Origin of the sequence: Streptomyces sp. NPDC093598 (assembly GCF_044764825.1) — a bacterium.
GTDB lineage: Bacteria > Actinomycetota > Actinomycetes > Streptomycetales > Streptomycetaceae > Streptomyces.
Window position 1 is genome coordinate 393,229 of sequence record NZ_JBIWIV010000003.1, and the last position, 23,467, is coordinate 416,695.

General features: G+C 72.7%; 18 protein-coding genes and 1 pseudogene. 9 read left to right on the plus strand and 10 right to left on the minus strand.

Translation table 11 applies throughout. The features are described 5' to 3' along the window. Nucleotides 1-74: 74 nt before the first annotated feature. A pseudogene (locus ACIRDU_RS13620) lies at nucleotides 75-282 on the plus strand (hypothetical protein); the annotation flags it as partial. A 96-nt stretch (nucleotides 283-378) separates the two neighbouring features. Here ACIRDU_RS13620 and ACIRDU_RS13625 read toward each other — a convergent pair. Continuing rightward, entirely contained in the window at nucleotides 379-1,830 is a 1,452-nt protein-coding gene (locus ACIRDU_RS13625; protein WP_403578220.1) for a DEAD/DEAH box helicase, read from the minus strand. 151 nt (nucleotides 1,831-1,981) lie between these two features. Then, entirely contained in the window at nucleotides 1,982-2,185 is a 204-nt protein-coding gene (locus ACIRDU_RS13630; RefSeq protein ID WP_030846597.1) for a cold-shock protein, read from the minus strand. 349 nt (nucleotides 2,186-2,534) lie between these two features. Between ACIRDU_RS13630 and ACIRDU_RS13635 the strand changes: the two genes are divergently transcribed. The 3 genes from ACIRDU_RS13635 (at nucleotide 2,535) to ACIRDU_RS13645 (ending at nucleotide 6,761) form a co-directional block, all read left to right on the plus strand. Continuing rightward, nucleotides 2,535-4,742, plus strand: a complete 2,208-nt coding sequence (locus ACIRDU_RS13635) for an MMPL family transporter (protein WP_403578222.1) — start codon at nucleotides 2,535-2,537, stop codon at nucleotides 4,740-4,742. Between the two features lie 106 nt (nucleotides 4,743-4,848). Then, complete coding sequence (locus ACIRDU_RS13640; RefSeq protein WP_403578224.1) at nucleotides 4,849-6,084, plus strand: sensor histidine kinase; 1,236 nt, start codon at nucleotides 4,849-4,851, stop codon at nucleotides 6,082-6,084. Continuing rightward, the gene (locus tag ACIRDU_RS13645) at nucleotides 6,081-6,761 is read left to right on the plus strand and encodes a response regulator (RefSeq protein ID WP_403578227.1); all 681 of its coding nucleotides are present in this window, start codon (nucleotides 6,081-6,083) and stop codon (nucleotides 6,759-6,761) included. Before ACIRDU_RS13640 ends, ACIRDU_RS13645 begins: the two co-directional genes overlap by 4 nt. A 9-nt stretch (nucleotides 6,762-6,770) precedes the next feature. Here ACIRDU_RS13645 and ACIRDU_RS13650 read toward each other — a convergent pair whose 3' ends face one another. From ACIRDU_RS13650 to ACIRDU_RS13665, 4 genes are all read right to left on the minus strand, one after another. Then, nucleotides 6,771-7,934 carry a serine hydrolase domain-containing protein gene (locus ACIRDU_RS13650; protein ID WP_403578229.1) on the minus strand — a complete coding sequence of 388 codons (1,164 nt, stop codon included), beginning with the start codon at nucleotides 7,932-7,934 and terminating at the stop codon, nucleotides 6,771-6,773. A 95-nt stretch (nucleotides 7,935-8,029) separates the two neighbouring features. Then, entirely contained in the window at nucleotides 8,030-8,743 is a 714-nt protein-coding gene (locus ACIRDU_RS13655; RefSeq protein ID WP_403578232.1) for a response regulator, read from the minus strand. Continuing rightward, nucleotides 8,740-9,915, minus strand: a complete 1,176-nt coding sequence (locus ACIRDU_RS13660) for a sensor histidine kinase (RefSeq protein ID WP_403578235.1) — start codon at nucleotides 9,913-9,915, stop codon at nucleotides 8,740-8,742. The genes ACIRDU_RS13655 and ACIRDU_RS13660 overlap by 4 nt, the downstream gene beginning before the upstream one ends. Nucleotides 9,916-10,027: 112 nt before the next feature. Next, entirely contained in the window at nucleotides 10,028-11,014 is a 987-nt protein-coding gene (locus ACIRDU_RS13665; RefSeq protein WP_403578237.1) for a helix-turn-helix transcriptional regulator, read from the minus strand. Between the two features lie 61 nt (nucleotides 11,015-11,075). On the opposite strand from ACIRDU_RS13665, the gene ACIRDU_RS13670 reads away from it, so the two are divergent. Beyond that, on the plus strand, nucleotides 11,076-12,557 hold the full coding sequence (locus tag ACIRDU_RS13670) for an MFS transporter (RefSeq protein WP_403578240.1): 1,482 nt from the start codon (nucleotides 11,076-11,078) through the stop codon (nucleotides 12,555-12,557). Nucleotides 12,558-12,585: 28 nt separating this feature from the next. On the opposite strand, the gene ACIRDU_RS13675 is transcribed toward ACIRDU_RS13670, so the two are convergent. From ACIRDU_RS13675 to ACIRDU_RS13685, 3 genes are read right to left on the minus strand one after another with little or no spacing between them, the layout of a single operon-like run. Next, nucleotides 12,586-13,989: a tol-pal system YbgF family protein gene (locus ACIRDU_RS13675; RefSeq protein WP_403578243.1), complete on the minus strand. Its 1,404-nt coding sequence runs from the start codon at nucleotides 13,987-13,989 to the stop codon at nucleotides 12,586-12,588. Further along, a complete protein-coding gene (locus tag ACIRDU_RS13680) occupies nucleotides 13,986-14,429 on the minus strand; it encodes a hypothetical protein (RefSeq protein ID WP_403578245.1) in 444 nt (147 codons plus the stop codon). The genes ACIRDU_RS13675 and ACIRDU_RS13680 overlap by 4 nt, the downstream gene beginning before the upstream one ends. 5 nt (nucleotides 14,430-14,434) lie before the next feature. Then, a complete protein-coding gene (locus ACIRDU_RS13685; RefSeq protein WP_403578248.1) occupies nucleotides 14,435-15,274 on the minus strand; it encodes a glycoside hydrolase family 16 protein in 840 nt (279 codons plus the stop codon). A 280-nt stretch (nucleotides 15,275-15,554) separates the two neighbouring features. On the opposite strand from ACIRDU_RS13685, the gene ACIRDU_RS13690 reads away from it, so the two are divergent. Continuing rightward, nucleotides 15,555-19,358, plus strand: coding sequence for a WD40 repeat domain-containing protein (locus ACIRDU_RS13690; protein WP_403578250.1), 3,804 nt, complete (start codon nucleotides 15,555-15,557; stop codon nucleotides 19,356-19,358). A gap of 6 nt (nucleotides 19,359-19,364) precedes the next feature. Here ACIRDU_RS13690 and ACIRDU_RS13695 read toward each other — a convergent pair whose 3' ends face one another. After that, complete coding sequence (locus tag ACIRDU_RS13695) at nucleotides 19,365-20,264, minus strand: hypothetical protein (RefSeq protein ID WP_403578253.1); 900 nt, start codon at nucleotides 20,262-20,264, stop codon at nucleotides 19,365-19,367. A 168-nt stretch (nucleotides 20,265-20,432) separates the two neighbouring features. Here ACIRDU_RS13695 and ACIRDU_RS13700 point away from each other — a divergent pair, with 168 nt between their 5' ends. The 3 genes from ACIRDU_RS13700 to ACIRDU_RS13710 all read left to right on the plus strand — a co-directional run bounded on the left by ACIRDU_RS13700 (nucleotide 20,433) and on the right by ACIRDU_RS13710 (nucleotide 23,463). Continuing rightward, nucleotides 20,433-21,344, plus strand: coding sequence for a LysR family transcriptional regulator (locus ACIRDU_RS13700; RefSeq protein WP_403579002.1), 912 nt, complete (start codon nucleotides 20,433-20,435; stop codon nucleotides 21,342-21,344). A gap of 153 nt (nucleotides 21,345-21,497) precedes the next feature. After that, nucleotides 21,498-22,667, plus strand: coding sequence for a CaiB/BaiF CoA transferase family protein (locus ACIRDU_RS13705; RefSeq protein WP_403578256.1), 1,170 nt, complete (start codon nucleotides 21,498-21,500; stop codon nucleotides 22,665-22,667). A 19-nt stretch (nucleotides 22,668-22,686) separates the two neighbouring features. After that, the gene (locus ACIRDU_RS13710; protein WP_403578259.1) at nucleotides 22,687-23,463 is read left to right on the plus strand and encodes a crotonase/enoyl-CoA hydratase family protein; all 777 of its coding nucleotides are present in this window, start codon (nucleotides 22,687-22,689) and stop codon (nucleotides 23,461-23,463) included. Nucleotides 23,464-23,467: the final 4 nt, after the last annotated feature.

Genomic DNA, 23,467 nt, shown 5'->3' on the forward strand with positions numbered 1-23,467 from the left:
CGCGGCCCCTACCGGCCGCGGAGCCGGGGGCGTCGTGCGTCAGCCGGCCTCCGCGTGACTCCCGTCGCCCGCCGAGCGGGCAGGTCTGGCGCCTCCCGCCCGACGGCGGGGTGCCCGAGGTTGTCACCGAGGACGTGCACGACCCCGTAGCGGTCCGCTTCGACCAGGGCGGCGTCCTGCACGTCCTCTCACGCTGACCCGAGGGCATCGTCACCCGCGTCGACCTGCACGGCAGCGGCGCGCTCGCTCGTCACCAGCGGGGTCACGGGCCCGGACAAGGCACGGTCCTGCGGCTGGCGGCGAGCACCCAGGGGGTGCCGTTCGGATCAGGCCGCAGACGCGGGACCTGATCCGAACGACCCCTCCCAGGGGCCCGGTTCAGCGGCGGCGGCCCCGGGGCGGCCTGTTCCGCCGTCCGTTCGGGGCGGAACCCGTGCGCGCGGGGGCCTTCTCGGCGGCCGGCGGGGTGAGGACGACGGGCACGCCCGAGGGCTCCTGCGCCCCGGTGATGCGGCTCAGTTCGGCCTCTCCCGAGCGGACCCGGGTGACCTGCGGGGTGATGCCGGCATCGGCCATCAGCCGGGTCATCTCGCGCCGCTGGTGGGGCAGGACCAGGGTGACGACGGTGCCGGACTCGCCGGCGCGCGCCGTACGGCCGCCGCGGTGGAGGTAGTCCTTGTGGTCGCCGGGCGGGTCCACGTTGACGACGAGGTCGAGGTTGTCGACGTGGATGCCGCGCGCCGCGACGTTGGTGGCCACCAGGACCGAGACGTGGCCGTCCTTGAAGCGGGCCAGGGTCCTGGTCCGCTGCGACTGGGACTTCCCGCCGTGCAGGGCCATGGCGCGCACGCCCACGGCCAGCAGCTTCTTGGCCAGCCGGTCGGCGGCGTGCTTGGTGTCCAGGAACATGATCACGCGGCCGTCGCGGGCGGCGATGCGGGTCGTGGTGGCGTGCTTGTCGTCGTCCTCCACGTGCAGCAGGTGGTGCTCCATCGTGGTGACGGCGCCCGCCGACGGGTCGACGGAGTGCACCACCGGGTCGTGCAGGTAGGTGCGGACCAGCCGGTCGACGTTGCGGTCGAGGGTGGCGGAGAACAGCATCCGCTGCCCGCCGGGACGCACCTGGTCGAGCAGGGCGGTGACCTGGGGCATGAAGCCCATGTCGGTCATCTGGTCGGCCTCGTCGAGGACGGTGACGCCGACGTGGTCCAGCCGGCAGTCGCCTCGGTCTATGAGGTCCTTGAGGCGTCCGGGCGTCGCGACGACGACCTCGGCACCGGAGCGCAGGGCGTTCGCCTGCCGGCCGATCGGCATGCCGCCGACCACCGTGGCGAGCCGCAGCCGCAGCGCGCGGGCGAAGGGGGTGAGGGCGTCGGTGACCTGCTGGGCCAGTTCCCGCGTGGGCACGAGGACGAGGGCCAGGGGCTGCCGGGCCTCCGCCCGCTGTCCGTCGACACGGGCCAGCAGGGCGAGCCCGAAGGCGAGTGTCTTGCCCGAACCGGTGCGTCCGCGGCCCAGGACGTCCCGGCCGGCCAGCGAGTTCGGCAGCGTCGCAGCCTGGATGGGGAACGGCGCGGTCAGGCCCTCGGCGGTCAGCGCGGCCAGCAGCCGCTCGGGCAGGTCGAGGTCGGCGAACGCCTCCACGGCGGGCAGCGCCGGGGTGACGGTGGCGGGCGGTGCGAACTCCCCGCTGGGGGCGGGGCGGCGGCCTCCTCGGCCACCGCCGCCCGCGGGACGGGAAGCGGTGCCTGCGCCGCCCGACTTGCGGGACCGGAAACCGTTGCCGCGGGAGTGGGGGGAGCCGTTGTTCTTGCGAGCCGTGCGGTCCAAGGGGAACCTTCCTCGATGCGGCACGCGTCGAGGAATGCGCGGCGGCGCCGGAGTGCCGCAGGCTTCGCAAGAGTTGAGCCGGAGAAGAGCAAAACGAGCCGGGGCCCGCACCGCGAGGGTGCGGGCCCCGGTCAGGGCATTCGCGTACGCGTCAGGCGGGAACGATGTTCTCGGCCTGCGGGCCCTTCTGGCCCTGCGTGACGTCGAAGGTAACCTTCTGGCCTTCCTGAAGCTCGCGGAAGCCGGAGGTGGCGATGTTCGAGTAGTGGGCGAAGACGTCCGGGCCGCCACCCTCCTGCTCGATGAAGCCGAAGCCCTTTTCCGCGTTGAACCACTTCACGGTGCCAGTTGCCATGTGTATCTCCCTTGAGGGGCAGTACCCGAGATCCGCACTTTGCTGATTCGGGGTCGCTGAGATGATCACCCTCCGGAGAGATTCGAAAATCCTCGGATAACAAAAAGAGTGCTCGTCGACAAAGGTCGATAGAGCACTCGAAGTCTCTGGGAACCAAAACTGCAACGCCAACCAAGGTAGCACAGGTCGGCCCCGATGGCTCGGAAATCTCGTACCCCGGGTGGAGCCGCCCTCCCGTGCGTACTGCGTTTCGAGTACCGGAGAGTGTCGGCAGCCGCACGACGACGGGACGGCCCGCCCCCGGACAGGCTTGGCAGACGTTCGACACCAGATGTGGAGACTTCCTGCCGTGGCTGAATTCCTGTATCGAGTGGGCCGGTCGGCCTTCCGGCGGCGCTGGTACGTCGCCCTGGTCTGGGCGGCCGTCCTGGCCGCCGTGGGGCTGGGCTCCCTCAAGGCGCCCGGGGCCGTCGACGAGGAGTTCTCGATGCCCGGCATCGAGTCCCAGAAGGCGTTCGACCTGATGGAGGAGCGCTTCCCCGGAGCCACGGCCGACAGCGCGACGGCCAGGGTCGTCTTCATCGCGCCGGGCGGCGAGAAGGTCACGGCCGCCGGGAACAGGAAGTCCATCGAGAAGACCGTGGCCGGACTCGCCGACGGCACCCAGGTCGCGAGCGCCGTCGACCCGTTCGCGGCCAGGACCATCAGCAAGGACGGCTCGACGGCCTTCGCGACCGTCACCTACAAGGTCGGAGCGAACGACCTCACGGACGCCAGCCGCAGCCATCTGGAGCGGACCATCGACCAGGCCCGGGACTCCGGGCTGACCGTCGAGGCGGGCGGCACCGCGCTGGCCGCCGAGGGCGGGCCGGGCGGCACGGCCGAGGTGATCGGCATCGCGCTCGCCGCCGTCGTGCTCCTGATCACCTTCGGCTCGCTGGCCGCCGCCGGACTGCCCCTGCTGACGGCCGTGATCGGTGTCGGTGTGAGCATGGCCACCATCCTCGCCCTGTCCAGCGCCCTGGGCCTGTCCACGACCACCGGCACCCTCGCCATGATGCTGGGCCTGGCCGTCGGCATCGACTACGCCCTGTTCGTCGTCTCCCGCTACCGCGAGGAGCGCGCCAAGGGCCGCACGCCGCAGGAGGCCACCGGGCTGGCCGTCGGCACGGCCGGGTCGGCGGTCGTGTTCGCCGGGCTCACCGTCGTCATCGCCCTGGCCGGGCTCGCCGTGGTCGGCATCCCGATGCTCACCAAGATGGGGCTGGCCGCGGCGGGCGCGGTCGTCGTCGCCGTACTGATCGCGCTGACCCTCGTCCCGGCGCTCCTCGGCTTCTGGCCGAACGCCGTGCTCACCCGGCGGGCCCGCAGGAGCGGCCGGATCGAGGACGGCACCGAGGCCAACGCCGGCACCCGCTGGGCGCGGTTCGTGCTGCGCCGCCCCATACCCGTCCTGCTCCTCGGCGTCGTCGGCCTCGGCGCCCTCGCCCTGCCCGCCGCCGACCTCCAGCTGGGCATGCCCGGGGACGAGGCCAAGCCGGCCTCCACCACCGAGCGCCGGGCCTACGACGCGCTCGCCGAGGGCTTCGGGCCGGGCTTCAACGGGCCGCTGACCATCGTCGTCGACGCCAAGGGAGCTGCCGACCCGAAGGCCGCAGCCGGCACCATCGCGAAGGAGATCGGCGGCACCGAGGGGGTCGTGTCCGTGTCCCCGGCCCGCTTCAACGACGCCGGCGACACCGCGGTCTTCTCGGCCGTGCCGTCCACCGCGCCGACCGACGAGAAGACCAAGGCCCTGGTGACCACCATCCGGGACGAGCGGCCCGGCGTGGAGTCCGGCACCGGCGCGAGCTACGAGGTCACCGGCACCACCGCGATGAACATCGACATCGCCGAGAAGGTCCAGGCCGCGCTGATCCCGTACCTGGTCGTCGTGGTCGGCCTGGCGATCGTGCTGCTGCTGGTGGTCTTCCGGTCCCTGCTCGTCCCGCTCAAGGCGGCCCTCGGCTTCCTGCTCTCCGTCCTGGCCTCCCTCGGCGCGGTCGTCGTGGTCTTCCAGCAGGGTCACGGCGCTGAACTCCTCGGTGTGGAGCAGACCGGACCGATCATGAGCCTGATGCCGATCTTCCTGGTCGGCATCGTCTTCGGCCTCGCGATGGACTACGAGGTGTTCCTCGTCTCCCGGATGCGGGAGGCGTACGTCCACGGCGAGTCGTCCGACCGGGCGGTCGCGTCCGGCTTCCGGCACAGCGCCCGGGTGGTCGTGGCCGCCGCCCTGATCATGATCGCGGTGTTCGCCGGGTTCATCGGCGAGAGCGACTCCATGATCAAGATGATCGGGTTCGGGCTGGCCTCCGCCGTCCTGTTCGACGCCTTCGTCGTACGGATGGCGATCGTGCCGGCCGTCCTCGCCCTGCTCGGCGACAAGGCCTGGTGGCTGCCGAAGTGGCTGGACCGGGCGCTGCCCCGGGTCGACGTGGAGGGCGAGGCCCTCAGCCGGCCGGAGCGGGAACCGGCCCCCGAGACCGCGCCCGGCCTGGAGCCGGCGCGTACCTGAGGAAGCCGCTCCCAGGGCCGCCCGTGGCGAAGGACACGGCGGCCCCTCGGGCATTCGCGCCCGAAGTCGACCACGATGGTCCCAGCCCCACCGACCGGAGAGCCCGATGAGCATCCCCCTGGAGCGGCGCTACGCGGATCGCCTCGAGCAATTCGCCGAGCAGCACCCCTTCCTCGTCGACCTGGCGACGGCCCTGGCGCTGATGGGCTGCGCGACCTTCGGCACCTCCCTGTCCCTGCCCGGCGCGGATCCGCCCGCCCAGGACAAGGCGGGAGTCGCCCTCATGGGCGTGGCCTGCCTCGCCCTGGTCAAGCACCGCGCGTACCCGCGCACCGTCGTCACGATCACCGCCGGCTGCACCGTGACGGCCGTCGCGATGGGCTATCTGCTCACGCCCCTGCTGCTGGCGCCGATCATGGCGGCGCTGTACTGGCTCGCCACTCTCACCGACCGCGGAACCACCCGTGTCTACGGCGTCATCACCATGGTGGCGGTGATCGTCGCGGCCGTGTTCACCGACTCGATGGACCACCTCTCGCTGCTGCTGCGGACGATCGGCCCGTTCTTCTGGCTGATGCTGCCCCTCGCCGCCGGCAACATGACGCGACTGCGGCGCGCCTACCTCCAGGCCGTGCAGGCCCGGGCCGAGCACGCCGAGCGCACGCGGGAGGAGGAGGCCCGGCTGCGGGTCACCGAGGAACGGATGCGCATCGCCAGGGAGCTGCACGACGTCGTCGCCCACCACATGGCCCTGGCCAACGCCCAGGCGGGCACCGCCGCGCACCTGGCCCTCACCCGCCCCGAGCAGACCCAGAAGATCCTCAACGACCTGACCGGCACCACGTCCTCCGCGCTGCGGGAGCTGAAGGCCGCGCTGGGCCTGCTCCGCCGGGACGACGAGAGCCCCGGCTCCGAGTCGCTGGACCCGTCCCCGGGCCTGTCCCGGCTGCCCGAGCTGGTCTCGGTGTGCGAGTCGGCGGGCCTGGAGGTCACCGTCACCACGGAAGGGGAGCCGCAGCCGCTGTCGCCCGGAGTGGACCTGACCGCCTACCGGATCGTGCAGGAGGCCCTGACCAACGTCACCAAGCACGCCACCGCCGAAGCCGCCCACGTGCTCCTCGCCTACACCGGCTCCCGCCTGCTGATCACCGTCACCAACGACGGCCCCAGCAAGCCGGAGGTGGTCCGGGGCCGCGGGTTCGGCGTCATGGGCATGCGCGAACGTGCCCTGTCCATCGGCGGCGAACTGTGCGCGGGCCCGCGTCCCCAGGGCGGCTTCGAGGTCACCACCGCGCTGCCCCTGCAACCCTCCGTCCACCTCGCGGAAGGAACGACCGCATGAGCATCAGGGTGCTGCTCGCCGACGACCAGGCGCTGCTGCGGGCCACCTTCCGCATCCTCATCGACTCCTGCCCGGACATGGAGGTGGTCGCCGAGGCCTCCGACGGCGCCGAGGCGGTCGAGCTGACCCGTGAGGTGCGCCCCGACATCGTCCTGATGGACATCCGCATGCCCGGCACCGACGGCCTCACCGCCACCGCGGAGCTGTGCGCCGACCCGGAGCTGTCCTCGACCCGCGTCCTGATCCTGACCACCTTCGAGACCGAGGACTACGTCGCCCAGGCCCTGCGCGCCGGCGCCAGCGGTTTCCTCGGCAAGGACGTCACCGCCGAGACCCTCCTGGCGGGCCTGCGCACGGTGGCCTCGGGGGAGGCCCTCCTCTCGCCCGTCGCCACCCGATCCCTCATCACCCGCTTCCTCATGGCGCCCGCCCCCGGGGCCGGCCTCGCGCCCCCGGAGCGCCTCGCCGATCTCACGGTCCGTGAGCGCGAGGTGATGGCGCTGGCCGCGGAGGGCAGGTCCAACACGGAGATCGCCGAGGACCTCACGCTCAGCCCGCTGACCGTCCGCACGCACATCCACCGGGCCATGACCAAGCTGCACGCCCGGGACCGTGCGCAGCTGGTCGTCATCGCGTACCGGACGGGGCTCGTACGGGCGACGCCACCGGGGACGTGAGCAGGTGGCCTACGGCCTGCCGTAGGCCGCCACCATGAGGGCCTCGGCGGTCCTGTTCATGTCCTGGCCCTTCGCGTCGGTGGAGTTGACGCTGTACACGAGGGTGCGGGAGCCGTTGCGGGTGGAGGCGATGGCGGCGTTGTACCCCCAGCGCCCGCCCGTCTTGCCCCAGACCTCGCGCCCGCCCAGCACCTTCATGGACAGACCGGCGGAGTGGGCGGCCGGCTTCCCGGTCCTGAAGTCGGTCACCTCCGGCAGCGTGAACATCTCCTCCAGCAGCGGCCCGCGCACGATCCGCCCCCGGAACAGGGCGTTGGTGAACCGCTCCAGGTCGGCGGTGGTCGAGACGATGTCCCCGGCCGCCCAGCCGTCCGTCGCCCCCCAAACGGAGACGTCCCGGAGCCCGGTCGTGCCGTCGTCGAGACGCATGGTCTGGTAGCCGTGGTTGTGCGGCCCGGCGATGCGCGGGTTCGCCCCCGGCGCATAGGTGTTCCGCAGCCCCAGCGGCCGGAGCACCCGCCGGGCGACCTGGCGCTCGTAGGAGTCGTGGGTGACGCGCTCGATGAGCAGACCGGTGATGGTGTACCCGATGTTGAGGTAGTGCTGCCGCTCGCCCGGCGCGAACTCGGGCTTCTTCGACGTCGCCGAGCGGACCATGTTCCGGGGGTCGTGGACGCGGAAGCGGTTCGCGTACCACTCCTCGACGGTGGTGCCGGGGAAGTCCGGGGCCGGGATGCCGTGCGTGTGGTTGAGGAGCTGCCGGACGGTGACGTCCTCGTACGACGGCGGGATCAGGTCCGGCAGGTACGAGCGGGCGCTGCGGTCCAGGTCCAGCCGTCCCTCCTCGGCCAGTTGCAGGGCGACCGCGGCCGTGAACACCTTGGTGACGGACCCGGCCCGGAAACGGGCGGCCGGATCCGCGGGCCGGCCGGTCCGCAGATCGTGCACGCCCGAACTGCCGTGCCAGACGCCCTCCTTGCCGCCGACGCGGACGAGGGCGGCGGTGGCGTCGGCGCTGGGGAGGCCCGCGATGGCGGCTTCGAGCGCGGGGTTGGGGGACTGCGCGGCCGTCGACGCGGCCGGGGCGGAGGCGGCGGCCGGGAGGACGGACGGCCCCGCGGCGATCCCCACGACGAGCACGGCGGCGGTCAGCAGGCCGGTACGGGTTTTCATGTGAACTCCACTGGGACGGACCGAGGTTGTGTGACGGCTTCATCCTCCGGAGCCCAGCGGCCGCGCGGATCGCTCCCACAGGCGGTCCTGCGGCGTCACTTCCTCGCCGACGCGGGGGAGGTCCCGGCCCGGGCCGCTCCCCCGGGCGGGGGATCCCCGGCCGCGACGAGGCCGGTCTCGTAGGCGCAGATCACGGCCTGGATCCGGTCCCTGAGGCCCAGCTTCGCGAGCACGTTGCCGACATGCGTCTTGACGGTGTGGTCGCTGACCACCAGCTCGGCGGCGATCTCGGCGTTGGACAGACCTCGGGCGAGCAGCAGCAGCGTCTCGCGCTCCCGGGCGGTCAGGACGTCCAGCCGGGGATCGGGCCGGCGGGCCCGGGCGGTGGCGGGCCGGGTGTACTGCTCCACCAGACGCCGGGCGACGGAGGGCGCGAGCAGCGAGTCGCCCCGGGCGACGACGCGCACGGCGTGCACCAGGTCGTCCCGGCGGACGTCCTTGAGCAGGAAGCCGCTCGCGCCCGCGTGCAGCGCGTCGTACACGTACTCGTCGGAGTCGAAGGTCGTGAGCATCACCGTGCGGCAGTCGCCCGCCGCGCTGATCGCGCGGCAGGCCTCGATGCCGTCCATGCGGGGCATCCGGATGTCGAGCAGCGCCACATCGGGTGCGTGCCGCCGCACCGCGTCGACGGCCTCGCCGCCGTCACCCGCCTCGGCGACGACCTCGATGTCCGGCTGCACGTCCAGGATCATCGCGAAGCCGCTGCGCACGAGCTCCTGGTCGTCGGCGATCACGACACGGATCGTCACGACCCCACCTCGGCCGCCGCGGAGAGGGGAATCCGCACCCGCACCTCAAAGCCGTGCCCGTCCGCTCCCGGCCCGGCGACCGCGCTGCCCCCGTGGGCCGCGGCCCGCTCACGGATCCCGACGAGCCCGTGCCCGCCCCGGCGGGCCACGGCTTGGGCCCCTCGCCCGTCATCGGTCACAGCGACCTCCAACTCCGCTCCCGAACACGTCAGTTGCACTGTCACGGTCCGTGCATCAGCATGCCTGACGACATTGGTCAGGGCCTCCTGGACCACCCGGAAGACGGTGACCCCGACCTCGTCGGCCACCGGCCCGACGTCACCCACGGTCCGGTACACCACGTCGAGCCCGCTCCCGCGTACCCGGTCGAGGAGTCCGGGCAGCGCGGCGAGCCCGGGCTGCGGCTCGCGCGGTGCGGTGCCGCCGGTGTCGTCGGTGCCGTCCCGCAGCACCCCCAGCATGTGACGCAACTGCGCCATGGCGTCCCGCCCGGTCGCGGAGATGGCGTCGAAGGCGGCCTCCGCCCGCTCGGGCGCGGCACGGACCGCCACCGGCCCGGCCTCGGCCTGCACGATCATCAGGCTCACGGCGTGGGAGAGGATGTCGTGCATCTCCCGGGCGATCCGGGCCCGTTCGCGTGCGGCGGCCTGCTCGGCCTCGACGTGGTTCGCCCGCTGCCGGGCGTCGGTCAGCCGCCCGAAGACATAGGCGGCCGCGAACACGAAGAGCGAGAAGGTCAGTTCACGGGCGGACCGGGTGTTGAGCCACACGCCCACCGGCACGGCGACCAGCAGCACTCCGCTGGTGAGGAGCCGCTTGCGTGCCGACGACAGCGCCGCAATCGTGTACACGACCACCAGCCCGGTGTACGGCAGCGGCTGCCCGGGCCCGTCGACGGTCAGCCGGTACAGCGCGTTGGCGGCCAGCACCGCGAACAGCACAGCGACGGGGGCGGGCCGCCGCCAGACCAGGGGGACGACGGTGAGCGTGCTCAGCCCGTACGCGGCCCAGGTCGCCGGCGGTGCCTCGGCCGCCCTCGGCACGACGAACGGCATGGTCATCGCGCCCTGCACGAGGAGCGCGATCCCGATGTCGACGACCAGCGGCTTGGCGGCCCCCCATGCCCGCCCGCGCTCCCACCACTCCCGTATGTCCCTGCGTATGCCCCCCACGCCTGCACACGGTAATGGGCCGCGTCCCAACCCGGGGAGCCCGGACGGTGACTGCCGACGGACGGCTCCACAGGGTGCCGACCATGTTCACGACGTCGGCTGAGCTTGTCGTTCAACCCCTGGCGGCGCTGTCACCGGGACGCAGTCCTTCGTCGATGCGGGTGCGCAAGGAGCGCAGCGCCTGCCTCAGTTCTGCCGGTTCGATGTCCGTGAGGTCGGCGTCGAAGGTCAGGAGCAGTCCTGCCACCCCTGCCCAGGACCACGCGCCGAGCGTGAGCCGGCAGCTGGAGTCGGTGTGGTGCTCGACCGTCGATCCGCCGGGGGCGAACCGGGCGACGACGGGTGCGGGCAGGGCGATGAGCGCCGACCCGCGGCACGGCCATGCCGCCGGGGTGTCGCCGCGGTCGTGCGTGCTCATGACGAACGCGACCGGATCGCCGTGCGGGACGTCGCGGCGGTCGAAGGTCTTCCCCGTGGGCATGCGTGGTTCGATGCGGTCGACCCGCATCGCGCGCCATCGGTCCGCATCCGGTTCGAACGCGACGAGGTACCACCGTGCCGCCCACACGACGAGGTCGTGCGGTTCCAGCGTGAGCGTCGCCGGTTCGTCCTCGCCCGTGCAGTCCGCGCGGATGATGTGCTGCCGGTGGATCGCGCCACCGATGACGCGGATGATCTCGGCGTCGATGGGCGCCGCGGGGAACTCCCAGTAGTTGCGCGCCGCGGAGACGGTGAAGGCTTCGGCGTGGGCACGGCTGCGGGCGGGCATCGCCTGCCGCAGCGTGGCGAGGGCGCGGGCCGAGTTCTCGCGAATGCCGTACAGGATCGTGGGGACGGTCTGGAGCGCGACGGCCGCGGCGACCGCCTGGTCCTCGTCGAAGACGACCGGCGGCAATCGGGTGGCGCGACCGAGCCGGTAGCCTCCGCCCGCCCCGCGCACGGCCTCGATCTCGTACCCGAGCTCTCTGAGCGTGTCGATGTCGCGTCGCACGGTCCGCACCGACGTCCCGAGCCTGGAGGCGAGCTCCCCGGCGGTCAGGGTCACGCCGATCCCGAAGATCGACAGCAGCTTGAGCGTCCGCGCGGAGGTGGCGGCCATGGCTCTTCCCTCCACACAAAGCGGTCACTCGATGGCAACAATACCTGCCATGGTGCCCGGCATGACCGCTTCACAGAGTCCTCAAGAGGACACGCGTGCACCCGCCGCTGCCTCGGCACTCATCTCCGGCGCGGGCGCGAACGCAGCGCTCCTGGTGGTGCTCTTCGGTTCCTTCATGGACCTTCTCGACGCGACGATCGTCACCGTCGCGGCCCCGGCGGTGGCCCAGGATTTGGGGGCCGGCGACGCTCAGATCCAGTGGACGATCGCCGCCTACGTCCTCGCCCTGGGGGCGGGCCTGATCACCGGAGGACGGCTCGGTGACCAGTACGGCCGCAAACGACTGTTCATGATCGGGCTGGCGGGGTTCATGCTCACCTCCGCACTCTGCGCGCTGGCCGCCGATCCGGACATGCTCGTCGGCATGCGCGCCGCACAGGGACTGACCGCAGGGGTCATGGTCCCGCAGGTGTTCGGGATCATCCGGGCGTCGTTCGCTCCGGGCGAGCGTGCCAAGGCGTTCGGCGCCTACGGGGCGGTGCAGGGGCTGGCGGCGGTCGCCGGCCCGCTGCTGGGAGGACTCCTCGTCGACAGCGACCTGTTCGGTCTGGGATGGCGCACGATCTTCTGGATCAACGTGCCCGTCTCGATCCTGGCGCTGATCATCGGCGCGAAGGTGCTGCCTGAGTCCCGCTCCACCTCGACCGCGCGGCTCGACCTCCTGGGCGCGCTGCTCGCGGCCTCGGGCATCCTGCTGCTGCTCCTGCCGATCATCCAGACGGAGACGTGGGGATGGACCTGGGCCAGTCACGCCCTCCTCGCCGCCGGAATCATCGTGCTGACGATCTTCCTCGCCTACGAACGCCGCCTCGGCGGACGTGGGGACGAACCCGTCTTCGATCCGGCTCTGCTCCGAATCCGCGCCTTCGCGATCGGCCTGAGCGCGTCCGTGCTCTTCTTCGGCGGCATCGGGTCGTTCTTCCTCACCCTGTCGATCTACCTCCAGCTCGGCACCGCCCGCACCGCGTGGGAAACCGGCCTGGTGATCCTGCCCTACGCGCTCGGCTCGATGATCACGTCAGGAGCCGGTGTCGCTCTCGCCGCCAGGGCCGGGAAGGCTCTGCTGATCACCGGCTCGCTCACCATCGCGGCATCCCAGCTCGTCCTGTGGGCGATCATCAGGGACGGCAACGACCCCGGATACTGGCACCTTGCCCTCGCCCTCTTCATCGGCGGACTCGGGCTCGGTCTGGCCGCCCCCGTCCTCGTCAACGTCGTCCTGGCCGGCGTCCCCGGACGCCATGCGGGCGCCGCGGGCGGCGTTCTCTCCACCGTCAACCAGATCGGCGGCGCCATCGGCATCGCCGTGCTCGGCACGGTCTTCTTCACCACCGCCACCGGAACGACGAACGGCACACCGGGACGTGCCGACTACAGTCACGCGCTCGGCATCGTCCTCGTCGCCTCCACGGTGCTCTATGTCGTCGCGGCACTCATGATGCTCGCGCTCCCGAGAGCCGCGGCCGAGCAGGTCGATCAGTGACCCCGTGGCGGGGGAGAACCGCACCTGGTCAGCGGCCGACGACCGGGCGGAACGCGTCCCGTACGGCGGACTTGGACGTGGAGACGAACTGGTCGCCCGGCCCCAGGTCGTACATGTAGTACTCGTAGCGCAGCACGCTCGGGCAGCTGCTGCCGCCGATCTGGACCGAGCGCGGGTCGAGGCGCTTGCCGGTGCGCAGTTCGTAGACCTTCACCGGGATCTTGACCTTGTGGAACGTCACCTGGTGGGGGAGGTACCTGGACTTCTTGTTCTCGTACCTGCACGTCTCCACCGCTGCCCCGTTCTCCGCCTCGCCCGCGCAGACCACGAGGGCTGCCTTGGCGGGGTCGCCGGTGCGCCAGGAGCGGGGGAGCCGGTCGGTGTACTCGGAGTCGCCGAGGAACAGGGCGCGGCCGGAGCCCTTGCGGTGGGGCGGGGCTCCGCTGTACTTCGCCGGCTCGGCGCAGTAGCCGGAGGACGCGTCGGAGGTGTCGTCCACCAGGCCGCGCACCTCGGCCAGTTCGATGGCGAGGGTGGCCTTGCGCACGCCGCCGCGTGCCTCGGCCGTGCGCGGGTCGTCCGGGTAGGTGTCGAGGAGCTGCTGGTAGTGCTCCCGCGCCTGCGGCCAGGCGTCCTCGGCCAAGAGGTGGTCGCCGCAGCCGACCAGGGCGGCGGGTTCGGTGCGGGCCGCCGCGTCGGCGGAGCGGTCCAGGACGTCGTGACTCCGGCCGCGGTCGCGGAGCCAGGCGGTGAGGGCGGCGGTGTCGCAGGAGTCGTCGGTCGGCAGTGCGTCGAGGAAGGTGTCCAGGGCCGCCCTGACGGTCGGCTCGTTGCCGGGGCCGTCGTTCAGGACCTCTGCGAGCGTGCCGAAGCCGCGCCCCAGGTCCTCGGTGCTGCCGGTGCGCGCGGCGCGGGCCAGGGTGGACGCAGCCCCGGCGAGCCGGTGGCAGGCCCGCACGACCGCGTCGCCGGGTTCCACCACCGGCGCGCCCGCCAGCCGGTGGCCCCACCACACCTCGCCCTGTGCGGCGACGGCCGTCTCGCAGTCGCCGCTCTCCCGGGCCTCGGTGACGCGGTTCTCGATGCGGTACGCGTCGACGCGGAGCAGCGCGGCGGTCAGCACCACCGCCAGAGCGAGGGCGAGCGTGCCCGCGCGCTGACCGAGACGTACGGCGTGCTCGGGGCTGCGGCGGGCCAGGAACCAGCCGTGGGCGGTGCCGGCCGCCCACCACAGGAGCAGCAGGATCTCGTAGCGGGAGTCGGCGGTCGTGGCCGTGAGGTCGAGCAGCACGGCCGAGCCCAGCACGGCGATCGCGGCCGGCCGCCACCGGCGCAGCAGCACATAGCCGATGCCGAACAGGGTGGCGTTGCCGAGGGCCACCGCGAGGGGGTCGACGGACCCTCTCGGGGGTTCGTACGTCTGGTACGTCATGAAATCCGTACCTCCGCGCGTACGGAGAAGTACCGGCGGCCCGTCTCACCGCACACCGTCCACAGGGCCGCCAGGTCCGCGAACGCGAACAGGAACGCCGGGAGGCTCGGCGCCCCGGCGGTCAGCGAACCGAGCGCGGCGAAGACCATCCCCAGGGCCGCGATGGACAGGCACACGATGAGCGCGACACGCACCCAGGAGCGCCGCCCGCGCGCCAGCACGACGCAGGTGACCTGGAGCGCCGCCAGCCCGCAGCAGAACAGCGCCAGCAGCCAGGCCAGGGCCATCGGCATCAGGGGGTCCTGGCCGTGGTCCAGCTTGCTCCGGTTCTCGTCGATGATCGCCCAGCCGCCGAAGAAGGTTCCGAGCGCGTGCGCGCTGACCAGGACGAGGATCCAGATCAGGGACTTCGGCATGCGGGTCGTCGTGGAGTCCGGCATCGCGGTCACCTCACGCTCTCGTCGTCCGGCAGGCCGTAGACCCGCGCCCAGTCCACTTCGTAGACGGCGCTCTGCAGGCCGTTCCCGTGGAAGTTGTCCAGCTGGATGGTCTGGTGCATCGACGGCGCGCACTGGACGCAGTCCCGGTCCTCGTTCGCGCCGCCGGAGAAGCGGAACCACTCCTCGCCGTCGATGAAGCCGCGCAGGTGCTCAGGGGTCCACTCGACGGCGACGTCGTGCCACTGCGACAGGTCCACGCCGCACGTGCGGGCGGACTCCTGCTGTACGGGGACGTCCTCGGGGTGCGGGTAGTGCAGGAACGCCTCGGCGCAGCTCTCGCCGGGCGCGCCGTTCTCGAGGTAGTCGTACTCGCCGTCCTCGGGGTGCTCGTTCGAGTCCGGCCAGAGGATGAGCAGCGGGTGGTACGTCCGGCCGTTGTCGGGCGCGGTGGCCAGGGAGCGGACGCGCGCCTCCCACCGGCCGTACTTCTGGCCGTACCGCGAGGCGAGCCAGCCGGTGTCGCCGTCCGTCCCGCCGGTCATGCGCAGGACCCCGCCGACGACGCGGGTGTTGGCGTCGCAGCGGCGGCCGTTGCCGGCGTGGCCGGGCCAGCACCGGTCCGGTCCGCCGCCCGCCAGGCGCCACTTGGAGCGGTCCGGTACGGCCGGGTCCGCCCCGGAGCCGTAGTCGAACTCGTCCGACCAGGCGGCGAGCGGGTCGCCCCAGCCGTGCCGCTCCGCCGCGGTGCTCGCGGAGCCGGGCGCCGTCGTCGCCGTGAGCGTCAGCGTCAGTGCCGCCGCGCCCATCCCCACGGCGAGGCGCCGGGCGCGATGTCGTCCGTACATGGCTCTCCTCCAGCCTGTCGCGGATGTGCGGACGCGCGGCGGCCCGAGCCCTCCCCTCGCCGGGTTCGGACCGCCGCGTCACGGCCCGTCCGGGCCGCGTCCTCGATCCATTCGACCGCCGTCCGCGGTTGTTCGGCTGGCCCCTCACCAGCACCGAACAACCCCGGGGCGCGAACCGCACCGAGTGGCCTGGAGGAAGCGTGAGGATCGGGTGAACGCCCGTGTCCTGTCCGGGGATACAGCCGATGGTCGGGGAAGGGCGTACGAGGGGGGCTGGAGCATGCCGGGACAGGCGGGGCCGGGTCGGGCCGAGGGCGAGCTGGATCCTGAGGCCGGACCGGTGCAGCGGTTCGCCGCCGGGCTGCGGGCGCTGCGCGAGTCGGCCGGCAGACCCACCTACCGGGAGATGGCCCGGCAGGCCCGCTACGGCGTGACCACCCTGTCGCAGGCGGCGGCCGGGAAGCAGCTGCCCACCCGCGCGGTGACGCTCGCCTATGTGAAGGCGTGCGGCGGTGACCCCGCCGAGTGGGAACGTCGCTGGCGCGAGGCGTCGGACGAACTGGCCGCCGAGGCCGCCGCCGCCGACACCGCCCGGCCGCCCTACCGCGGCCTGACCCGCTTCGAGCCGGGCGACGCCGGACTGTTCTTCGGCCGCGACCAGCTCGTGGAGCGGCTCACCGAACTGAACCGCAAGCACCGCTTCACCGCCGTCTTCGGCCCCTCCGGCAGCGGCAAGTCCTCCCTGCTGCGGGCCGGTCTGATCCCGCGGCTGCGGGCGGCCTCCGACGAGGACGTGCCTCCGGCGGCCGTGCGGGTCCTCACCCCCGGCGCGGACCCGCTGCGCACCCACGCCGACCGGCTGGAGCCCTTACCGGACACCGACGCCGACACCTGGCTGATCGTCGACCAGTTCGAGGAGCTGTACACCCTCGGCGCCGACCCGGCCGACCGGGACACCTTCATCGACCGCCTCGTCGCCGCCACCGACGCCGGCAGCAGGCTGCGCGTCGTGATCGCGGTACGGGCCGACTTCCTCGGCCGCTGTGCCGAACACCCCGCTCTGACCGCCGCGTTGCAGGACGCCACGCTGCTGGCCGGGCCGATGAGCCGTGCGGAGCTGCGGGAGGCCATCGTGCGCCCCGCCGCCGCGGCCGGTCTGATCGTGGAACGCGCCCTGACCGACCGCCTCCTGGACGAGGTCGAGGACGCGCCCGGCGGACTGCCGCTGATGTCGCACGCCCTGCTGGAGACCTGGCGCCACCGCAGCGGCCGTGCCCTGACGGAGGCCGCGTACGAGTCCGCCGGCGGACTGCACGGCGCCGTCGTACGGACCGCCGAGCAGGTCTACGAGGAACTGACCAGTGAGCAGGCGGAGTTGGCCCGGCGCATTCTGCTGCGCCTGGTGGCGCCCGGGGACGGCACCGCCGACACCCGCCGCCCCACCGACCACGCGGAGCTCGGCTTCGGTGACCCCGCCGACACCCGGCTGGTGCTGGAACGCCTGGCCAGGGCCCGCCTCATCACCTTCGACGACGGCACCGCCGACCTCGCCCACGAGGCCCTCATCACCGCCTGGCCCCGGCTGCGCGCCTGGATCGACGCCGAACGCGACCGGCTGCGCGTCCACCGCGCGCTCTCCGAGGCCGCCCGCACCTGGCAGGACCTGGGGCAGGAGAGCGCCGCGCTCTACGCCGGCTCGCGGCTGAGCGCCGCCCGCGACGCCTTCCCGCGCGACACCGCGCAGCCGGACCCGGGCGACGACGAACTCACACCGCTGGAGAGGCATTTCCTCACCTCCTCCCTCCGCCGCCGGCACCGCGCCGCGCTGCTGCGCCGCACGGTCGTGGCCGTACTCGCCGCGCTCGCCCTGCTCGCCACGGGCACCGCCGTCGTCGCGCTCCAGGCTCGGGCCACGGCACAGGCCGAACGGGACGACGCCGTCTTCGGGCAGCTCACCGCCGAGGCCGACCGGGTCCGTGACACGAACGCCGGGCTGGCCGCGCGGTTCGACGTCGCCGCGTACGGCATGCGCTCCACGCCGGACCTGCGGACCCGGCTGGCCTCGGACGCGGGAAGGGTGCTGGCCACGCGGCTGCCCGGACACGACGGTGTCGTCAGTTCCGTGGCGTTCGCACCCGACGGCCGCACTGCTGCGAGTGGCGGCCACGACGGCACCGTCCGGCTGTGGGACACCGGCGGCCGGGCCCTCGGCGCGCCCCTGCGTCTCGGCACGAGCCGGGTCGGCGCGGTCGCTTTCGCGCCGGGCGGCCGCGACCTGCTGGTCGCCACCGGCGAAGGCGGCGCCGTCCGCCTGTGGGACCTGCACGACCGGAACCGCCCGCGCGCCCTGGGCGGGCCGTCGGCGAGCCACGACGGGCGGAACATCGTCACCGTCGCCTTCGCGCCCGGCGGCCGCACCCTGGCCACGGCCGGCGACGACGGCACCGTACGGCTGTGGGACGTGTCCGATCCGGCGCGAGTGGAGGCGCTGGGGAAGCCCGCCGCGGCCGACGCGTCGCCCGACCGCAGCGTCCGCGCCGTCGCGTTCGCCCCGCACGGCAGGACGCTCGCGACGGCGGGCTACGACGGCACCGTACGGATGTGGCGGTACGGCACGGACGACGGCATCGCACCGCTGGGCGAGCCCCTGCGCGCCCACAGCGACCCGGTCTGGACCCTGGCCTTCTCCCCCGACGGCCGCACCCTGGCCACCGCCGGTTTCGACGAGACGGTACGCCTGTGGGACGCCTCGGAGCCGGACCACGTGGAGTCCCTGGGCGAACCGCTCACCGGGCACACCGCGCCCGTCATGTCGGTCGCGTTCAGCCCCGACGGCGAAACCCTGGCGAGCGCGGGCGAGGACGACGCGCCGCTGCTGTGGAACGTGGCCAACCCCGCCTATCCGCAGCAGCTCGGGCAGCCGCTGACCGGCCACACGGAGGCCGTGTGGGAGGTCGCCTTCAGCCCCGACGGCCGCACCCTCGCCAGTGCCGGCGCCGACGGCGGCGTCCTGCTGTGGCACCGGCCGCCCACCGTCCTCACCGACTTCACCAATCCGGTGACCGCCGTCGCCTTCAGCCCCGACGGCCGCCTGCTCGCCGCCGCCAGCACCGATGACGGACTGGTCCGCCTGTGGGACGTACGCCGCCCGGACCGCCCGCGCCGGCTGCCGCGGACGCTCGGCCACGAGGACCGGGTGCTGTCCGTCGCGTTCGCACCGGACGGCGCAACGGTCGTCAGCGGCAGCGCGGACGGCACCGTACGCCTGTGGGACGTCTCCACGCCCGACCGCCCCGCCCCGCTCGGCGAACCCGCGCCCGCGCACGACGGGGGAGTCGACGCCGTCGCGTTCGCGCCGGACGGCCGCACGCTCGCCACCGGGGGCGAGGACGACACCGTGCGGCTGTGGGACGTCCGGCGACGGGACCGCGCCCGCCCGCTCGGCGCACCACTGCGAGGCCACACGGACGCCGTCACCTCCGTCGCCTTCTCGCGTGACGGCCGCCTGCTGGCCACCGGCGCCGAGGACGCCACGGCCCGCCTGTGGCACGTGCGCGCGGGGACGTCGGCCCGTCCCGCGGGCGCCGCCCTCACCGGACACGACGAGGCGGTGAACGCGGTGGCCTTCGCCCCGGACGGCAGGACCCTGGCCACGGGCGGCGACGACCGCACGGTCCGGCTGTGGGACGTGGAACGGAGCGGTTCCGCGCGTCCGTCGGGCAAGGAGCTGACCGGGCACCGGGCGGCGGTCAGAGCCCTGGCCTTCGCCCCGGACGGGAAGACGATGGTGACCGGCGGCTCAGACCACACGGTCCGCCTGTGGGACGTGTCCGACCCGGCCCGCACCGAGCCCTTCGGCCAGGAGCTCACCGGCCATGTCGACAGCGTCACCACCGTCGCGTTCGGCCCCAGAGGCGACACGATCGCCTCCGCGGGCTACGACCTGACGGCCCGGGTGTGGACCCTGGACACGGACCGCGCCGCACACTACGTCTGCGACCACACCGGCGGGGTCCTCACCCGGGCCGCCTGGAAGGAGCATCTGCCGCAGCTCGGGTACCGGGAGGTGTGCGGGGAGCGTTAGGCCTGCCTAGGGGCGCGAGAACTCGATCACGGCGCCGTCCTCGGTGTGGGCGACGACGGTGGCCTTCACGGCGTCGTCGAACCCCGCCTCACCGCCCGCGCCACCCAGCTGGATCAGGGAGCCGCCGCCCGACTGGAAGGTGACGGAGTCGTCCGCCACGGAGACATGCAGGTTCTTCCCCCTGGCCCTGATCTCAGCCGTGGACGTCACCAGCACCTCGCACGCGCCGTCCGAACAGGCCGCGTAGTTCGTGCCGTCCGCGGCCTCGGGCAACGGGCCGGTGGGGTCGGGCGACGGTGAGGAGTCCTCCTGGGCGGAGGGTTTCCAGCCCGGGGCGCACTGCTCTGCCTGCTCGTACGCGGCGGCGAGTTGCGGATCCTGCTGCGCCAGCGCGGGCAGGTCCGGCTGCGGCGGGGTGAGGGACCGCACCTTCTTGTCGACGTCCACGGCGGTGGCCTCGGCTTGTTCGAGGGGTACGGCCGGTGACACCCCGTCGAGCTCGGCTACGACACCCTTCACCTTCTTCTGCCAGGCGTCGAGGAGCCGGTCGGCCGCGGGAACGCCCGACGGGCCGAGGTCCTCCAGATCACTCGCCACGGCCTCCACGTCCGACGGCGTGGAGAAGAGGTACCCGACGGCGCGGGACCGGGCGAGCAATCCGGTTTCGTCGTCCGCGTTCCGGATCTCCTTCAGATCCGCGGCGCTGTCCGTCCGCAGCTTCTTGAGCGCGGCCGTCGACTCGCACAGCTCGCCGGCCCATTCCACGAGTTCGCCGGACACCTTCCGGCTCGGCGTCGCCTCGGCCGCCCTGGTGCCCTCCTCTTCGTCCGTCCCGCCGCCCCCGCACCCGGCGACGGCCAGTACCAGACCGGCCACCGCGACCGTGACAGCCTTGCTCGCGCCCATCCCGACGTCCCCTCTCCGCGCTACGACTCGTCCCACAGGCCCAGTTCAGCCGCGGCGCACATTGTTCGGCCACCTCTTCCGTGGCCTGAACAACGCGTGGGACGACCGTCGGCGGTGGCCTCGGGTTCTTGGAGTGGGGGTGTGACCACAGCGACTAGTCTGAACGCCGTGGAGCTCCTGCACCTGCGCTACTTCCTCGCCGTCGCCCAAGAACTGAACTTCTCCACCGCGGCCCGCAAACTGCACATGGCCGCCTCCCCGTTGAGCCGGCGGATCAAGGATCTCGAGAACGAGGTCGGGCACCGGCTGTTCGACCGGGACACCCATCATGTGCGGCTCACCCCGGCCGGCAACGCGCTGCTGCCGATCGCGCGCGGGGTGCTGGAACAGGTCGACTCCATCCGGTGGCGGCTGGACGAGACGGCCCGGCCGCGGCGGACCACCCTGCTGCTCGGTGTCCCCAGTGGCGTCCATCCCGACCTGCGGGAACGGATGGACGCCCTCGCCGAGCGGGTCAGCGACCGGTTCGAGATCAAACGCTGGCCCGGCGGCACCGACCGGCTCGTCGACGCGGTGTGCGACGGCAGACTGGCGCTGACCCTGGCCCGGCTCCCGGCCGGCGGTGACCCGGCGCTGGAGCAGTTGCCGGTGATGTCGGAGCGGCTCGGCGCGGTCGTGCCCCGGGACCGGTTCGCGGGGCGGGAGTCCGTCGCCCTCGCGGAGCTGGCCGAACTCGCCTACGCGGGCTCCCCGACGGCGGCGACCAACGCCTACTTCCGCGGCCTCGACCAGCAGCTCGCCGAACTCGGCATCAAAAAGCGCGTGGAACTGGGCAGTGCCTCATTCGACGGAGTGTCCGAAATAGTGTCCAGTGGGCTGGCGTTCTCCATTTCCATGCTGGACCCCAGAAGTCCCGTGCAGAATTACCGTCTGGAGAATGTCACGGTCCTGCCCTTCTCCGATTTCCATCCCCGTCTGGAGACCGGGCTGATCTGGCGAAAGGACCGGGCTCACGGCGGTGACCTGGAGGAAGTCGTGGCTGTGGCTCGTGAGGTGTTCGCCGAGCCACTCCACTCATAATCACCGAAAAACCTTCACACAAAGCGGTATGACCACTGCGGTCATACCGCTTTTCGTTATTCGGTCATTCCATTCGTTTCCATTCGGCGACTCTGCGCGCTAACTTAGTTTCCAGATACACATACATGGCGAACCGAGGAGTGAAGAAAACCGATGACGGACACCACCGACATCGTCGCCGGCCCGCTGGAGGGCGTCCGCGTGATCGACCTCTCGACCGTGGTGATGGGCCCCTACGCCGCCCAGATCCTCGGCGACCTGGGCGCCGACGTGATCAAGATCGAGTCGCCGGCCGACACCGTGCGCGTCGGCCACTACCGCACCACGCCGGGCATGACCCCGCTGAACCTCAACGTCAACCGCAACAAGCGCAGCGTGTCCCTGAACCTCAAGGACGACACCGACCGCGAGCGGGCGCTGAGGCTGATCGACACCGCGGACGTGCTGATCACCAACATGCGCCCCGGCGCCCTGCACCGCCTCGGCCTCTCCTACGACGACATCGCCGCCCACAACCCCGGCCTCGTCTACGCGCACGCCCAGGGCTTCCGCAGCGACTCCGACCGGGCCGGCAACGCCGCGTACGACGAGACCGTGCAGGCCGCATCCGGTCTGGTCGACATCGCCGACCGGGCGCTCGGCGAGCCCGTCTACCTGCCGACCATCATCGGCGACAAGGTCTCCTCCCTGACCATCGCCTACAGCGTCCTGGCCGCCCTGCTGCACCGGAACAACACCGGGCAGGGCCAGCTCATCGAGATCCCGATGACGGACACCCTGATCGCGTTCAACCTGGTCGAGCACCTCGCGGGCCACACCCACGTGCCCGAGACGGGCCCCACCGGCTTCGCCCTGTCGATGCTCAAGGGCCACAAGGCCGTGCGCACCAAGGACGGCCTGGCCTGCGTCATGCCGTACAACCCGCAGAACTACCGGGACTTCCTCACCGCCGCCGGACGCCCGGACCTCGCCGAGGACCCGCGCGTGAACGGCGACGCCATCGACAGCGCCGACCACGAGGACCTGGCCGCGCTCCTGGAGACCTGCGCCCCGGCGCTGACCACCGACGAGTGGGCGGAGGTCTGCGCCAAGCACAGCATCCCGATGGCCCCGGTGCTGGAGCTGGAACGCGCCCACGAGGACCCGTACGTCCGCGACGGCCACCTGCTCGACACCGTCGAGCACCCCACCGAGGGCACCGTCCGCACCGTCGGCATCCCGGTCCGGTTCTCCGCCACGCCCGGCTCGATCCGCCGCCTGGCGCCGGTCGCGGGCCAGGACACCGAGGACGTCCTCGCCGAACTCGGCGCCACCGCCCGCTGATCGCCACAGGAGGACCGTCATGAGCACCCCCACACCTTCCGTCGTGCGCACCGAACGCATCGGCTCCGCCCTGCTGATCACCCTCGACCGGCCCGAGGCCCGCAACGCCGTGAACGCGGCGACCGCCACCGCCCTGGCCGCCGCACTCGACGAGCTGGAGGCCGACCCCACGCTGCGGGCCGGCGTCCTGACCGGCGAGGGCGGCACGTTCAGCGCCGGCATGGACCTCAAGGCCGCCCTGCGCGGCGAGTCGCCCGAGGTCGAGGGCCGCGGATTCGGCGGCCTGACGGAGGCCCGGCCGGACAAGCCCCTCATCGCGGCCGTGGAGGGCTTCGCCATGGGCGGCGGCTTCGAACTGGCCCTGGCCTGCGACCTGATCGTCGCCGCCGAGGACGCCCGGTTCGGCCTGCCCGAGGTCAAGCGCGGCCTGATCGCCGCGGGCGGTGGCGTGATCCGGCTGCCCCGGCGCGTCCCGCACCACCTGGCCATGGAGATGCTGCTGACCGGTGAGCCCGTCGACGGCCGCCGCGCCGGTGAACTGGGCCTGGCCAACCGGGTCACCGCCAAGGGGCAGGCCGTCGCCGAGGCGCTCCGGCTGGCCGAACGGGTCGCGGAGAACGCCCCGCTCGCCCTCGCGGCCGTCAAGCGTGTCGTCCGCGCCGCCGACGGAGCGTCCGACGAGGAGGCCTTCGCGTTCCAGCGCGAGGAGATGAAGACCCTGATGGCCTCGGACGACGTCCGCGAGGGCATGACCGCCTTCGCCGAGCGCCGGCCCGCGCGGTGGACGGGGCGGTGAGGCC